The 14,966-nt window shown below is 65.9% G+C and carries 16 protein-coding genes; 7 read left to right on the plus strand and 9 right to left on the minus strand.

Going from position 1 to position 14,966, the window contains the following annotated elements; all coding sequences use genetic code 11:
- Positions 1 to 33: 33 nt before the first annotated feature.
- The 9 genes from fabF to R5N89_RS09215 form a co-directional block, all read right to left on the minus strand.
- The gene (gene fabF / locus R5N89_RS09175; RefSeq protein WP_244192175.1) at positions 34 to 1,266 is read right to left on the minus strand and encodes a beta-ketoacyl-ACP synthase II; all 1,233 of its coding nucleotides are present in this window, start codon (positions 1,264 to 1,266) and stop codon (positions 34 to 36) included.
- 124 nt (positions 1,267 to 1,390) lie between these two features.
- Positions 1,391 to 1,630 (minus strand): acyl carrier protein, encoded by a 240-nt coding sequence (locus R5N89_RS09180; protein ID WP_003618476.1) that lies wholly within the window; start codon positions 1,628 to 1,630, stop codon positions 1,391 to 1,393.
- 256 nt (positions 1,631 to 1,886) lie between these two features.
- Entirely contained in the window at positions 1,887 to 2,642 is a 756-nt protein-coding gene (gene fabG / locus R5N89_RS09185; protein WP_110569162.1) for a 3-oxoacyl-[acyl-carrier-protein] reductase, read from the minus strand.
- A 67-nt stretch (positions 2,643 to 2,709) separates the two neighbouring features.
- Positions 2,710 to 3,636 carry an ACP S-malonyltransferase gene (gene fabD, locus R5N89_RS09190; protein ID WP_244192170.1) on the minus strand — a complete coding sequence of 309 codons (927 nt, stop codon included), beginning with the start codon at positions 3,634 to 3,636 and terminating at the stop codon, positions 2,710 to 2,712.
- Between the two features lie 117 nt (positions 3,637 to 3,753).
- The gene (locus tag R5N89_RS09195) at positions 3,754 to 4,281 is read right to left on the minus strand and encodes a YdcF family protein (protein ID WP_110569067.1); all 528 of its coding nucleotides are present in this window, start codon (positions 4,279 to 4,281) and stop codon (positions 3,754 to 3,756) included.
- 6 nt (positions 4,282 to 4,287) lie between these two features.
- Entirely contained in the window at positions 4,288 to 5,562 is a 1,275-nt protein-coding gene (locus R5N89_RS09200; RefSeq protein ID WP_110569068.1) for a bifunctional 2-polyprenyl-6-hydroxyphenol methylase/3-demethylubiquinol 3-O-methyltransferase UbiG, read from the minus strand.
- 8 nt (positions 5,563 to 5,570) lie between these two features.
- Positions 5,571 to 6,329 carry a glycine betaine ABC transporter substrate-binding protein gene (locus R5N89_RS09205; protein WP_110569069.1) on the minus strand — a complete coding sequence of 253 codons (759 nt, stop codon included), beginning with the start codon at positions 6,327 to 6,329 and terminating at the stop codon, positions 5,571 to 5,573.
- Between the two features lie 37 nt (positions 6,330 to 6,366).
- The gene (locus tag R5N89_RS09210; protein WP_306345099.1) at positions 6,367 to 7,149 is read right to left on the minus strand and encodes a Dabb family protein; all 783 of its coding nucleotides are present in this window, start codon (positions 7,147 to 7,149) and stop codon (positions 6,367 to 6,369) included.
- 34 nt (positions 7,150 to 7,183) lie between these two features.
- Positions 7,184 to 8,008: an acyl-ACP desaturase gene (locus R5N89_RS09215; RefSeq protein ID WP_110569070.1), complete on the minus strand. Its 825-nt coding sequence runs from the start codon at positions 8,006 to 8,008 to the stop codon at positions 7,184 to 7,186.
- Positions 8,009 to 8,193: 185 nt separating this feature from the next.
- Between R5N89_RS09215 and sucC the strand changes: the two genes are divergently transcribed.
- The 7 genes from sucC to R5N89_RS09250 all read left to right on the plus strand — a co-directional run bounded on the left by sucC (position 8,194) and on the right by R5N89_RS09250 (position 14,867).
- Positions 8,194 to 9,393 carry an ADP-forming succinate--CoA ligase subunit beta gene (gene sucC, locus R5N89_RS09220; protein ID WP_110569071.1) on the plus strand — a complete coding sequence of 400 codons (1,200 nt, stop codon included), beginning with the start codon at positions 8,194 to 8,196 and terminating at the stop codon, positions 9,391 to 9,393.
- Between the two features lie 3 nt (positions 9,394 to 9,396).
- Positions 9,397 to 10,269 (plus strand): succinate--CoA ligase subunit alpha, encoded by an 873-nt coding sequence (gene sucD / locus R5N89_RS09225; protein WP_110569072.1) that lies wholly within the window; start codon positions 9,397 to 9,399, stop codon positions 10,267 to 10,269.
- Between the two features lie 109 nt (positions 10,270 to 10,378).
- Entirely contained in the window at positions 10,379 to 11,389 is a 1,011-nt protein-coding gene (gene bioB / locus R5N89_RS09230) for a biotin synthase BioB (RefSeq protein ID WP_110569073.1), read from the plus strand.
- Between the two features lie 87 nt (positions 11,390 to 11,476).
- Positions 11,477 to 12,112 (plus strand): 7-carboxy-7-deazaguanine synthase, encoded by a 636-nt coding sequence (gene queE, locus R5N89_RS09235; RefSeq protein ID WP_110569165.1) that lies wholly within the window; start codon positions 11,477 to 11,479, stop codon positions 12,110 to 12,112.
- 2 nt (positions 12,113 to 12,114) lie between these two features.
- Positions 12,115 to 12,855, plus strand: coding sequence for a 7-cyano-7-deazaguanine synthase QueC (queC, locus tag R5N89_RS09240; RefSeq protein WP_110569074.1), 741 nt, complete (start codon positions 12,115 to 12,117; stop codon positions 12,853 to 12,855).
- A complete protein-coding gene (locus tag R5N89_RS09245; RefSeq protein WP_110569075.1) occupies positions 12,848 to 13,375 on the plus strand; it encodes a 6-carboxytetrahydropterin synthase in 528 nt (175 codons plus the stop codon). Before queC ends, R5N89_RS09245 begins: the two co-directional genes overlap by 8 nt.
- A gap of 31 nt (positions 13,376 to 13,406) precedes the next feature.
- Positions 13,407 to 14,867 (plus strand): SulP family inorganic anion transporter, encoded by a 1,461-nt coding sequence (locus R5N89_RS09250; RefSeq protein WP_110569076.1) that lies wholly within the window; start codon positions 13,407 to 13,409, stop codon positions 14,865 to 14,867.
- The last annotated feature ends 99 nt before the right edge of the window (positions 14,868 to 14,966 follow it).

Raw genomic sequence — 14,966 nt, forward strand, 5'->3', positions numbered from 1 at the left:
AATAAAAAAGGGGCGCCCGCGAGCGCCCCGGTCTTACACGCCACGCAGTATGATGCTGGCGTTGGTGCCGCCAAAGCCGAAGCTGTTGGACAGGATGGTGTCGATCTTGCGCTCCTGCGCCGTATGCGCCACCCGGTCGATCACGCTCTCGCGTGAGGGATTGTCGAGGTTGAGCGTGGGCGGGGCCACATTGTCGCGAATGGCGAGAATGGAATAGATCGCCTCGACCGCGCCCGCAGCACCAAGCAGATGGCCCGTGGCGGATTTGGTGGAAGACATGGCCAGCTTGCGCGCATCATCGCCGAACAGGCGCTCGACGGCATCAAGCTCAAGGTCATCGGCCATGGTGGAGGTGCCATGGGCGTTGACGTACTGAATGTCAGCCGTGGTCAGGCCCGCGCTGCGCAGCGCGTTCTGCATGGCGCGGAACGCCCCCTCATGCCCGGCGGCAGGCGCCGTGATGTGGTGCGCATCGCCCGACATGCCATAACCGATCACCTCGGCATAGATCTTGGCGCCACGCGCCTTGGCGTGCTCGTATTCTTCCAGCACCACGATACCGGCGCCCTCACCCATCACGAAACCATCGCGGTCACGATCCCACGGGCGGGAGGCCTTCTCGGGGGTTTCGTTGAAGTGGGTGGACAGCGCCTTGGCGGAGCAGAACCCCGCAATGCCCAGCGGGCACACGGCGGCCTCGGCCCCACCGGCCACCATCACGTCGGCATCGCCGAGCATGATCATGCGCGCGGCGTCGCCAATGGCATGCACGCCGGTGGCGCAGGCGGTAACGACCGAATGGTTCGGTCCCTTGAATCCGTATTTGATCGAGACATGACCCGAGACCAGATTGATCAGGGCGGACGGAATGAAGAATGGCGAGAGCCTGCGGGCCCGGCCTTCCTTTACCGTCACGGATGCCTCGTAGATGGTCTGAAGACCGCCAATGCCTGCGCCGATCATGACGCCGGTGCGGCAGCGATCCTCTTCCGATTCCGGCTTCCAGCCTGAATCTTCAACCGCCTCGGTGGCCGCGACAAGACCGAGATGGATGAAGCGGTCCATCTTTTTCTGGTCCTTGACGGGCACCCAGTCCGAAAGGGTCAGGCCGCCACTTTCCGTAGGCCCAGCGGGCACTTCGCCCGCAACCTGCGCGGGCAGGTCAGAGGCATCGAACGATGAGATACGGCCAAAGCCGTTCTCCCCGGCCACGATACGTGACCAGTTGCGCTCAACACCCAGTCCGAGTGGGCTGACCATACCCATACCGGTTACGACAACGCGCCGCTGTCCAGACATTGATCCGGTAGACTGCATCAACCCGCCCTGCTCCTGAAAGTAACGATACCTGACTGAATTCGTAATAAACTATGATCGACCAGAGGGCCGATCAGGCAGCTTTCTGCTTTTCGATGTAGTCGATCGCGTCCTTCACGGTCGTGATCTTTTCAGCCGCATCCTCGGGGATCTCGACGCTGAACGCTTCCTCGAACGCCATGACCAGCTCGACCGTGTCGAGGCTGTCGGCGCCCAGATCGTCGATGAAAGAGGCATCCGGGGTGACCTTGCTTTCGTCAACACCAAGGTGCTCGACTACGATCTTCTTAACCTTATCGGCGATTTCGCTCATCTGTCTCTGCTTCCTGTCTGCCCCTGAAGAAACGGGCGGTTCGAAACGTGTTCGTCCTGTAACGTCCATGCAAACCGATGACGCACACCGGCCCGCTTCGGACGAAGCTGCGGGCGATTAGCACGGTTTTGATGCAATCGCCAAGGCGGCGTTTGCATTTCCTGTCCGCACGCCCCGCAATTAAGGGGACAGCTGGGCTGTCAGGACTATCTTTTTTGTCACTTCAGGCCCGCTGTCCAGCAAAATATCACATTGCTCAGATCATCGCCATGCCGCCATTGACATGTAGCGTCGCCCCCGTGACCCATCCGGCCTCGTCCGATGCCAGATAGACCACCGCAGGTGCTATGTCAGCGGGCTGGCCCATGCGGCCAAGCGGGATGGAGCCAACGAGCTTTTCCTTCTGCGCCTCGGGCAGCACGTCGGTCATGGCGGTCTGGATGAAGCCCGGCGCCAGCGTGTTGACGGTCACGCCACGACTGCCTGCCTCCTGCGCCAGCGACTTGCCCATGCCGATCATGCCCGCCTTGGCGGCAGCGTAGTTGGCCTGGCCTGCATTGCCCGTCACCCCCACCACCGAGGCGATGTTGACGATGCGCCCCGCCCTGCGGCGCAGCATGCCCTTCAGCGCCGCACGACACAGGCGGAAGGGGGCGGCAAGGTCCACGTCAAGCACGCGGCTCCAGTCCTCGTCCTTCATCCGAATCGCAAGCGTGTCGCGCGTCAGTCCTGCGTTGTTGACCAGAATGGCCAGCGGCGCGCCCGCCTTTTCCTCGGCGGCTGCGACCAGCGCATCGGCCGCCGTGGCGTCAGACAGGTCAGCGGGGCAGACATGCAGGCGCTCGGCGCCGCCCTCGGCCCCGATGCTGGCTGCAACCTCCTCCAGCACGGCCTGGCGCGTGCCTGACAGCACCACCGTGGCCCCCTGCGCATGCAGCGCGCGCACGATCTCGCGCCCGATTCCCCCCGATGCGCCGGTCACCAGCGCTACTTTTCCATCCAGCCTGAACATGAGCCGTCCGTTCCCTTCGGTATCCATCAATCAGAATGCCCCCGGCACGCAGGCCGGGGGCGTTGTTTCAGCGCGTGGCCAGATAGGCTTCGATATCGGCGGGCGTGCCGACCGAGCGGGTCGCGACATCGCCATTGATGCGCTTGACCAGCCCCGCCAGCACCTTGCCCGAGCCGATCTCGACAAAGCTGTCCACGCCCATGGCCGCCATGGCATCCACGCTTTCACGCCAGCGCACGGTGCCGGTAATCTGGCGCACCAGCAGGTCGCGGATGGTGGCCGGATCGGTCACCTTGCCCGCCGTCACGTTGGCCACCACGGGCACGACGGGGGCCTTGATCTCGGCCTCGTCCAGCGCCTTGCGCATGGCCTCGGCGGCGGGTTCCATCATCGAGCAGTGGAAGGGAGCGGAAACCGGCAGCTTGAGCGCGCGCTTGACGCCCTGCGCCTTGGCCAGGTCGATCACGCGGTCGATCGCCGCCATCTCGCCCGCCACGACCACCTGGCCGCCGCCATTGTCGTTGGCCACCTCGATGATCTGCCTGCAGGTCTTGCCTGCCTCATCGGTAAACGTCGCGGCCTCGGCGCACAGGCTGGCGGCGCGCGCCATGTCCATGCCCACGCCGATCAGCGCCGCCATGCCGCCCTTGCCCGGCGGCACCGCGGCCTGCATGGCGTTGCCGCGCAGGCGCAGCAGGCGGGCGGTCTGGGCAATGCCCAGCGCACCGGCAGCCGCAAGGGCGGAATATTCGCCCAGCGAGTGCCCGGCCACCAGGGCCACGTCGCGCCTGAGGTCCACGCCGCCTTCACGCTCGAGCACCCGCAGCACGGCCAGCGATACGGCCATGAGCGCGGGCTGGGCGTTGTCGGTGCGGGTCAGATCCTCCATCGGGCCTTCGAACATGAGTTTGGAGAGATGCTGGCCCAGCGCCTCATCAACTTCCTGAAACACTTCACGCGCCGGGGCGAAGGCCTCGGCGAGATCGCGCCCCATTCCAACTGACTGACTTCCCTGACCGGGGAAAACAAAGGCTTGCACAGGCATGACTTCCATCCAGACTAACTATGGTTCTTGGGTTCATCCGCGTGATGCGGGCTGGGGCGGGCAGTGTCAATCATCATCGCGCCCGGCGCGGAGCAGGTGGAGCAAGAGCAGCAGCACATCCCACGGCACGGCCGCGACCTCACGCACGCGCCAGAACCACCGCCTGCCCCACCGGCGCGCGGCGGGCACGGGTGGTGGTGGCACGCGCATGACCTGCCAGCCCATCATGCGCATGAGCACAAGGCAGCGTGGCAGGTGATAGGCGCTGCTGGCCACCGCCACCGGCCCTTTATACCCGCGCTGGCGCAGCAGCCGCGTGCAGGCGATGACGGAGGCCAGCGTGTCGGGTGCGGTGCCTTCCACCACAACGGCAGAGGCGGGCACGCCTGCGGCTTCAAGCATGGCGGCCATGACATCCCCCTCCCGCAGGCCCGATGGGGGCGAGAGACCGCCAGTGGGCACGTACAGCACCCGCGCACGGGCCGTGCCAAAAACATGGGCGGCTGCCACCCGCAGCCACAACGTACGGCTCGGCGTGCCATCGGGCTGGAGCCTTGCTCCAAATATGATGATGGGCAGCGGCGGCTGTGCCATGGTCCCTCAGGCAGGCGCGCGCAGCAGCACCCGGTTGAGCGATTCCAGCGTCGTGAATATCTGCGCCCAGATTTTGGCGAAGCGGGGCTGCGAAACACCCCGCGTTTCCATGATCGTGGCAAGATCGGCCACCGTGCGCTCGCCGTCGATCAGCGGCAGGATGCCACGCGCCTGCGGCGGCAGGGCAATGGCGACCTGAAGCGTGCCAAACGTAAAGGGCAGCCGGTCATCGCTCCCCATCATGCGGGCGAGTTCAAGGCCGGGGATCTCGCGCATGACGGGCACGGCTTGCGGGGCAAACGGATCAGCCCGCTCAACCGGCTCGTTAGCACGGCGCACATAAGCGACATGGGTGGCCATGTTGCCTGCCACATCCTCCGCCACGGCCTGGCGAGCGCGTTCGGGCAGGGCCGCGATCCGCTCGCGCAGGCGCGGGTCGGGCAGCAGCAGGGCGGGGTCGTAGCGGGCAGGTTCCATCAGGCACGCTGCCGCGAGCCCCGCGCGGTCAAGCAGCGCGTGAAAGGCGGTGATGTCATACGCCCGGTCACGCGGGTTGAGCAGCAGGTCATACAGCCCCGCGTCGCCCCCGGTCAGGTGATCGCCAAAATTGGTGTTCTGCCGCAGCCAGGCGGTGGCGGGCAGATGGCGCATGACGCGACGCGCCACGTCAAGCCGCCCCTTTGGGGCTTCATCCACCGGGGCAAGGCGCTCAAGGGCGTCCTGCAGCATGTACACGCCCGTGCGGCCATAGGGGGCATAGACCATCAGCCCCATGCCGCCACCGGGCGCGAGCACGCGCTCGAGGGCCGCAAGCCCGGCATCGGGGTCGGGCAGGTGGTGCAGCACGCCACAGCAGTCGATGTAGTCGAACGGGCCGGGAGCCACCTGCGCGATATCGGTCAGGTCGCCGCGCACGAAGCGCATGTTCTCCAGCCCGCGCACCGCCGCGCGCTTACTCACGATGTCGAGTGCCGCGGGCGAGCGGTCGAGGCACAGCACCTCGCCCGGCCGCCCTGCCCGCGCCATGTGGGTGGCCAGCATGATCGCGCCATCGCCCGTGCCACACCCCGCCACCAGCACCCGCAATGGCTGCGCCCGCGGGCGGGTGGCGCCAAACACCCAGTAATCGATCTCGCGCAGGTGGCTGGGGCTGCCAATCAGCAGCCTGCTTTTTTCCTCACGCGGGTCGCGGGCGGGATAGGGATAATGCTCGTACTGGGCAAGCAGCCCGGCATCACGCCCGTCATGCGGGGCGGGGGCAGCGCTTTCATCGCGGGTCATGGTGGGCCTCAGCGCGGCAGCAGCTTGCCGCGCTGCCAGGCCTCGGCCGCCTCTTCAGCGCTCATGCCCTCGAAGCGCATGGCATGGTCGAGCGCGCTGACCACCTTGTTGCCCAGCGTCAGTTCATCGAGTTCGTCGAGCAGGTCGGTATCCATTTCAGGCCGGGCTGCCGAACGCAGCAGGATGCGGGCTTCCTGCTCCGCACCATAGCTGCCCTTGGGGTCATCGAGCGCAAGCAGTTTCTGGCCGTAATGCACGAAGGAAGGCTGCCATGCGGGAATGATCTCGGGCAGGCTGCCCTCCAGCACCCGGGCTGCGTGGTCATAGGCCTCCGCATCGGGGCGCGCGGCGATGGTGTAGCCTGCCTCGGTCAGGTTATAGGCGGCCACGACCTGGCGCACCCGGTCGAGCAGCGAGGCGGGGGTCACGATCTCGCGGCTTACGGGGCAGTCCGCTGCGGCGAGTCCTGCAATCGCGCTCACGCCCGTGGCCGCAGCCTCCGGCACACTCCAGCCAAAGGTAGGGCGATAAAGCTGGCCGAAGGCTTCCATGCCCAGTTCGGGGGCCAGGAAGGCTGCGTCCACATCAGGCAGCCAGGCCGAAACGAACAGGTCCACATCGCCACGGCGCATGTGCTCGATCATTTCCGCGCGCGGGGCAACGACGTATTCAATTTCCAGCTCATAGGCTTCAAGCACGCGGGCAACAGCGGCGGCGGAGGCCTGCTGCACGGTTTCATCAAGGTGCCCGAGGGTAACGGTGGTCATATAGTTTCACTCCTTGGTGGCAAGTGTGCCCGGCCCGTCAGCCCTGCTGCTGGGGAACCTGCGCCGCGTGCCCGGTCTGGACCGGCGCCTTGCGCTGGGGATGCGCGGCTGCAACGGCATAGTCAAATACGATGGTGGTGACGATATAGGGTGCCGCGAATTTCTTGAAGGCTTCATGCGCGGGGTCGAAATAGGCCGGGTCGGTCACGACCGGGCGGCCCACGTAATAATTGCGGTCCCCCTCCGAACTGAAGGTGACGACGAAGGCCTGCTGCAGCCCCTCATCCACGCCCTCGCCGCTGATCTGCGCGCCGGTCTCGATCGAGACCACCACGGGCGAGCCATCCTCGCGGCGCGAAGTACGGGCCAGCGCCATGAACCGGCGCACCACCTCGGCGCGCTGCTCATCGGTGATGGTGGGCAGAAAGCGGAACAGGACGATATGGCGCACAAGACCACGGTGGAAACCCGCCGAAGTGAAGCGCAGCAGCCCCACCTGCGATGCCATGAGCCGCTCGGCGCGCGTGGCGTCGCTGATCGATGACTCGGCAGGCGCATCCGCCACGGGAGCCGGAGCGGAAGCTGGAGCCGCCGGGGCGGGGGGCGCCGCCTGAACCGGAACTGCAGGAGCCGCCGGAACTGGTGTCGGAGCCGGAGCGGGAGCCACGGGAGTGTCCGGGGCCGTGGGCTGGGCCGGAGCCACGGCAGCGTTCGGGGCGGGCGTTGCAGGCACGTCGTCCGCCCACGCGGTTCCTGCCATGCACAGGCAGCCCGCCGCGATGATGGCAGCCTGTCCCGCCCTGATGTCACGCACCTTCATTCAGTCTTCATTCCTTTCATGCGGCAGCCCGGAGTCAGGCTGCGGCGGTCATCCGCGCGAATTTGCGCTGGCGCATCATGAGCAGGCGGTACACCGCGCTGCTGATCAGCCCGCTCAGCCGCCCGTGGGGCGTCCAGCCAATGGTCTTGAGAATCATGCCCGTGACCCGCACGGCATGGCGCGGCCTGTACAGCCCCAGCGCGCGCGACATGTAGGCCGCGATGCAGCGCCGGTGATCATAGGGCATGGAGGCGGGCTCGTTGGTGGTGTGGAAGGCGGAGGCGAGTTCGTCATCCTCGCTTTCCGTCACCCGGCCCAGCGCTATGCGGGTGCGCTGCCACGCGCCAAGGCGCTCGCGCCGCAGGTAGCGGCGCATGTGGTCATAGAACAGCTTGAAGTGCCGGTATTCATCGGCTGCGATCTGCTTGCATATGGCCTTGAGCAATGGCTCGTCGGTTGCATCCGCCAGCGCGGTGTAGAAGGAGGACGTTCCCGTCTCGACCATGCAGCGCGCGATCAGTTCCCCCGTGCGCGAGCCGCGTATGGAGGCATCCACGTCAAGGTCGAGGCTGTAGGCCTGCCGGTAGCGCGCGAAGGCGGCCATATAGTCCCAGCCCGGGTCGGCCAGCATGGCCCAGCGGCCCAGCGCATCGCCGTGCTGCACTTCCTCTACCGCCCAGTTATCCGCCGCGCGGGCAAAAGCGGGGTCATCGGCAAAGACATTCTTCAGGTAGCGGGCATAATCAAGGCCATTACGCTCCACGACCGATGCCGCCTTGATGACGGGTATCATGTCAGGGTCCACCCGTTGCGGGTCGAAACTGTTCCAGTTCATCTGTTCAATGCGCCAGTGTTTCATCGCAACCTGCTCTTGTACTTTTTCTCCATGAAGGCGCGCCCAGCGTGCCATTGATGGAGAGGACATGACACATGTTTCATGTTTACGCCAATCCTGACACCATCCCACCCCTGTCATTGCGCTGCCAAATCATGCTAGGGGCCTAGCCCGACACCACCAATAAGAACGACAGATTGGGTCGCCACATGAATATTCACGAATATCAGGCAAAGGCGCTCCTGCGCTCCTACGGCATGCCCGTGCCAGAAGGACATGCCGCCACCACCGCCGGGCAAGCCGCCGACGCAGCCAAAGCGCTTGGCGCGCCGGTTACCGTGGTCAAGGCGCAGATCCACGCAGGCGGGCGCGGGGCCGGGCATTTTGCAGGCAACCCCGAGGGTAAGGGCGGCGTGCGCCTCGCCCGCACCTCCGCCGAGGTGACGCAGGCCGCCCAGGCCATGCTCGGCCAGGTACTCGTGACAAAACAGACCGGGCCTGCAGGTCGCCTCGTGCGCACGCTGTATGTCGAATCCGGCTGCGATATCGCGCGCGAACTGTATTTTTCCATGCTGGTCGACCGGGTGACCGGGCGCGTGGTCATTGTCGCCTCGCCTGATGGCGGCATGGAGATCGAGGACGTCGCGGCCCGCACGCCCGAGCGCATCTTCAAGGAATACATCGACCCCGCAATGGGCCTGTGCGACTACCAGTCACGCGCGCTGGCCGTGCGCCTGGGCCTGAAGGGGCGCGAGATCCGCGCGTTTCAGGGCGTGGTGCGCGCGGCCTATACCGCGTTCACCAGCCTTGACGCCGCCATTGTCGAGATCAACCCGCTGGTCGTGACCGGCGCGGGCGACCTGCTGGCACTCGACGCCAAGATGTCGTTCGACGAGAACGCGCTCTACCGCCACCCCGAGGTTGCGAAGCTGCGCGACGAGCACGAAGAAGACCCCCGTGAGCGCGAAGCCGCCGAATATGGCCTGGCCTATGTGGGGCTGGACGGCAATATCGGCTGCATGGTCAACGGCGCGGGCCTGGCCATGGCCACGATGGACATCATCAAGATGGAAGGCGAGGAGCCTGCCAACTTCCTTGATGTTGGTGGCGGCGCGACAAAAGAGCGCGTGGCGGCCGCTTTCCGCATCCTCATCGGCGACCCCAAGGTGCGCGGCATCCTGGTCAACATCTTTGGCGGCATCATGCGCTGCGACGTGATTGCCGAGGCCATCATCGCCGCCTCGCACGAGACCGGGCTGAACGTGCCGCTGGTGGTGCGCCTGGCGGGCACCAATGTCGATCGCGGCAAGGCGCTGCTGGCTGAATCCGGCCTGACCATCATCCCCGCCGATGACCTGGGCGATGCCGCCCGCAAGATCGTAGCCGCCGTCCGTAACGCGGGAGCCTGAGCCATGTCCATTCTCGTCAACAAATCCACCAAGGTGATCACGCAGGGCTTTACCGGCGCGCAGGGCACCTTCCACACCGAGCAGGCGCTGGCCTACGGCACCCACGTGGTGGGCGGTGTAACCCCTGGCAAGGGCGGCAGCGTGCATCTGGGCCTGCCCGTGTTCGACACCGTGGCGCAGGCGCGGGCCGCAACCGGGGCCGACGCCTCGGTCATCTATGTGCCGCCCGCAGGTGCTGCCGATGCCATCCTTGAGGCCATCGCCGCTGGCATTCCGCTGATCGTGTGCATTACCGAGGGCATTCCCGTGCAGGACATGGTGCGCGTGCGCGCGGCGCTGGAGCAGTCGGGCAGCCTGCTCATCGGCCCCAACTGCCCCGGCATCATCACGCCCGATGAATGCAAGATCGGCATCATGCCCGGCCCCATCCACCGCCGCGGGCACGTGGGCATCGTCTCGCGCTCGGGCACCCTGACCTATGAGGCCGTGGCCCAGACCACCGCCATCGGCCAGGGCCAGAGCACCTGCGTGGGCATTGGCGGCGACCCGGTCAAGGGCATGGACTTCACCGATGTGCTCGCCCGCATGATCGAAGACCCCGACACGCATTCCATCGTCATGATCGGCGAGATCGGTGGCACGTCGGAAATCGACGGGGCGGAACTGATCCGCGCAAGCGGCACGCACAAGCCCGTGGTGGGCTTCATTGCCGGCGCCACCGCCCCTCCCGGCCGCCGCATGGGCCATGCGGGCGCGGTCATTACCGGCGGGCACGAGACCGCAAGCGCCAAGATCGAGGCCCTGCGCGAGGCGGGCATCCATGTTGCCCCCAGCCCCGCCGAACTGGGCACGACACTGGCCCGCGTGCTGGGCTGACCCCCGTTTCCGGCGATGGCCCCATAGCAATAAAAGAGTGGCCATCGCCGGTTTTGTATGGCACAGCCGGAAGCGTTTTTTCCACCACCCGCCAGAGGATCTAAGCCCGATGCCCGATGGGAGCAGCCCGGATACCCTGCCCTTGCATGGCACCCCCATGCCCCCCGTCCGCACGGACTGGACGCGCGATGAAGTCGCGGCCCTCATGGCCCTGCCCTTCCCCGACCTGATCTACCGTGCCCAGACCGTGCACCGCGCGCGCTTTGACCCCACGGAAATGCAGATCTCGACCCTGCTGTCGATCAAGACCGGCGGCTGCCCCGAGGACTGCGCCTACTGCCCCCAGAGCGCCGTGCACGAGGATGGCGGCGTCAAGGCCAGCCGCCTCATGGCGGTGGAAGAAGTGCTGAAGGAAGCCCGCGCCGCCAAGGCCGCCGGTGCCGCGCGCTTCTGCATGGGTGCTGCCTGGCGCAGCCCCAAGGAGCATGACCTCGAGACCGTGTGCGCCATGGTCGAGGGCGTGAAGGCGCTGGGGCTGGAAAGCTGCGTGACGCTGGGCATGCTCGACAACAGGCAGGCGCATAAGCTCCGGGATGCCGGGCTGGACTACTACAACCACAATATCGATACCTCGCCCGAATATTATGGCGACATCATCTCGACCCGCACCTTTCAGGACCGGCTCGATACGCTGGAAAACGTGCGTGACGCGGGCATCAATGTCTGCTGTGGCGGGATCGTGGGCATGGGCGAGGACAGCACCGACCGCGCGGGCATGATCGCGACCCTGGCCAGCCTGCCCCGCCACCCCGAGAGCGTGCCGATCAACATGCTGGTGCGCGTGGAAGGCACCCCCCTCGCCGACAGGGCCGAGGCGGTTGACCCGATCGAGTTCGTGCGCACCATTGCCGCCGCCCGCATCACCATGCCTGCCAGCCGCGTGCGCCTTGCCGCAGGCCGCGAGGACATGACCGATGAAGCCCAGACCCTATGTTTCCTGGCGGGTGCGAACTCCATTTTCTATGGCGAGCGCCTGCTGACCACCCCCAATCCCGCAGCCCTGCGCGACCGGCAACTGCTTGACCGGCTGGGCATGCATACATCCGACAGACAGGGCTGAACCCGACGCGGCCGGGCGGGGACCGGCCGGGGCATTTTCCCATGCTGGCCCCTGTTATCTGGCCACGTGCATCACGAAATCTGGAACATGTCCTATACCGTAAAGGAAATCTTCCCCACCCTGCAGGGTGAGGGCGCACAGGCCGGGCGCACCGCCGTGTTCTGCCGCTTTGCGGGGTGCAACCTGTGGAGCGGGCTGGAGCGTGACCGCGCCAAAGCCATCTGCCAGTTCTGCGATACGGATTTCATCGGAACGGATGGCACCGGCGGTGGCCGCTTTGCCGATGCCGATGCCCTGGCCGACGCCATCGCCGCGCAATGGCCCGGCCCTGATGCCGCGCGGGCCTTCGTGGTGTTTACCGGCGGCGAACCGCTGCTGCAGCTTGATGCGGCGCTGATTGCCGCAGTCCAGGCGCGCGGGTTTGAAGTCGCGGTGGAAACCAACGGCACCCTGCCCGCCCCCGCAGGCATCGACTGGCTGTGCGTCAGCCCCAAGGCAGGGGCCGTGCTGGTGCAGAAATCGGGGCACGAACTCAAGCTGGTCTACCCCCAGCCCGACCTGCACCCCGCCGATGTGGCGGGGCTGGATTTCAGGCAGTTCTGGCTCCAGCCCATGGATGATGCCCGCCGCAACCACAACACGGCGGCAGCAGTTGACTACTGCATGCGCCACCCGCAATGGCGGCTGTCGCTCCAGACCCACAAGCTGATCGGGATCCCCTGAACATGAGCGTTTCCCCTCCTCCCCCCTCCCGGCCCGAGAACGAAGCCGCCCTGGTCCTGTTTTCTGGCGGCCAGGATTCAGCCACGTGCCTTGCCTGGGCGCTGGCGCGCTTTGGCCGGGTGGAAACGCTGGGGTTCGATTACGGGCAGCGCCATGCGGTGGAACTGGAATGCCGCGCCACGCTGCGCGATGGCATGGCGCGGCTCAACCCCACATGGGCGCAGCGCCTCGGCGCCGACCACACGCTTGATCTCGCGGCCCTTGGCACCGTGTCAGACACGGCGCTGACGCGTGAGGCGGAAATCGCACTCACCGAGGGCGGGCTGCCCAACACCTTCGTGCCCGGCCGCAACATCATTTTCCTCACCTTTGCCGCAGCCCTGGCCGCACGACGCAATATCCGCCACATCGTGACCGGCGTGTGCGAGACGGACTATTCCGGCTACCCCGACTGCCGCGATGACACGATCAAGTCCCTGCAGGTGACCCTCAACCTGGGCATGGCCAGCCATTATATCCTGCACACCCCGCTCATGTGGATCGACAAAGCCCAGACATGGGATCTGGCCGGACAGCTTGGCGGCGACGCGCTGGTGCAACTGATCAACCACGAGAGCCATAGCTGCTACCTCGGCACGCGCGGCGTGCTGCATGACTGGGGGCATGGGTGTGGCACATGCCCGGCCTGCCTGCTGCGCAAGGCAGGGTGGGAGCGGTTCATGGCACAAAAACACCATGTTTGAACTGGTCTTCAGCCGCCGCTTTTCCATGGCGCACCGGCTGCTGGCAGGCAGTAGCGAGCGCTGCGCCCTGCCGCATGGGCATAATGAATATGTGCGCGTGCACCTGCGCGCAACCACGCCCGCGCCGCTTGATGGGGGCACCAACATGGTCGTGCCCTTCGAGCGCGCCAAGGGCGTGTGGCATGGCTTCATCGACAACCATGTCGACCATGCGCTGCAACTTGGCGAGGGCGACCCGCTGCTGGACTGGTTCCGTGTGCATGAACCCGGGCGCGCGGCCCGCATCATGATCACGCCGGGCGACCCCACGACCGAACTGCTGGCCTGCCTGCTCATGGCCAAGCTCAATGCCTTCCTTGCCGCTGATGGCGGGGCGCTGCGCTGCGCTGCCATCGAAATAGAAGAAACGCCCACCAACACGGTCCGTTATGCCGGCGATCCGCTTGCGGCCCTGCCGCAGCCCCGCGCCGCCGCCCATTGCTGGTGGCGGCGCGCGGACATGACCATAGCCGACACCTGATTTTCCTACCCTGAAAGGTCCTGTTTTCTACATGTCAGCACTCGCCCGCTACCGCCAGGAATGGTTCGGCAACGTCACGCGCGACACTCTGGCCGGCATGGTCGGAACGTTCGCGCTGATCCCCGAAGTCATCGCTTTTTCCTTCGTGGCGGGGGTGGACCCGGCCGTCGGGCTTTATGCCTCCTTTGTCATCAGCGTGGTCATTGCGTTCACGGGCGGCCGATCGGGCATGATCTCGGGGGCCGCGGGCTCGGTGGCGCTGGTGGCGGCAGCACTGGTGCGCGGGCATGGCGTGCAGTACCTGCTGGCGGCTACCCTCCTGTGCGGCCTGCTGCAGGTCGTGTTCGGCATCCTCAAGCTCGACGTGCTCATGCGCTATGTCTCGCGCCCGGTGCGCACCGGGTTCGTCAACGCGCTGGCCATCCTGATCTTTTCGGCCCAACTGCCACACATGCTGCATGTCACGTGGCATACCTATGCCATGATCGCGCTGGGGCTTGTCATCATCTACATGGTGCCGCGCTTCTTTACCGCCATCCCCTCTCCGCTCATCTGCATCGTGGTGCTGACGGTGGTGGCCGTGGCCTACCCCATGCCGCTCCACACGGTGGCCGACCTTGGCCGCCTGCCCGACAGCCTGCCGCATCTGGTCCTGCCCGATGTGCCGTTCTCGCTTGATACGCTGGGCATCATCGCCCCCTACGCCCTGGCCATGGCCAGCGTGGGCATGCTCGAATCCATGATGACCGCCCGCGTGGTCGATGACATGACCGACACCCACAGCAGCAAGAAGCAGGAATGCATGGGCCTTGGCGTGGCCAATATTGCGGTAGGCCTGTTTGGCGGCATTGCGGGGTGCGGCATGATTGGCCAGACGGTGGGCAACCTGCGCTATGGCGGGCGGGGACGGCTTTCCACCTTCGTGGCGGGCGCATTCCTGCTGCTGCTGATGGTGGCCTTGCGCCCATGGGTGGCGCAGGTACCGGTGGCAGCCCTTGTCGCGATCATGATCATGGTCTCGGCCAGCACGTTCTCATGGGGGTCGCTGCGTGATCTCGCGCACCACCCGCGCACCACCAGCATCATCATGCTGGCCACCGTGGCGGTTGTGGTGGGCACGCATGACCTTGCCGCGGGTGTTGCCGTGGGCGTGCTGCTCAATGGCCTGTTCTTCGCCTTTCAGGTTTCGAACATGCTGTCGGTCACCAGCACGCTGTCGCCCGATGGCCAGACGCGCACCTATATCGTGAACGGGCAGGTTTTCTTTGCATCATCCGACGGGTTTACCGATGCATTCGACCTGCATGACACCGCGCGTGACATCACCATCGACCTCACCCACGCCCATCTGTGGGACATGACCGCCGCTGGCGCTGTGGAAGAACTGGTGGGCCGGATGAAGGCGCAGGGCATGCAGGTGCGCCTGACCGGGCTGAACACGGCCAGCGCCACGTTGATCGAACGGCATACCGGGCTGGAAAGCCTGGCCTGAGCGGGATGGGGCATCATGCCCCTTCCTCATCTCTTGCAGGAAGCTGCCTCAAAAATTTTTGGGGAAGCTTTTTTCAACAGGCATTCAGGACGACTGCTT

The sequence above is a fragment of the Komagataeibacter sucrofermentans DSM 15973 genome, from assembly GCF_040581405.1.
Lineage (GTDB): Bacteria > Pseudomonadota > Alphaproteobacteria > Acetobacterales > Acetobacteraceae > Komagataeibacter > Komagataeibacter sucrofermentans.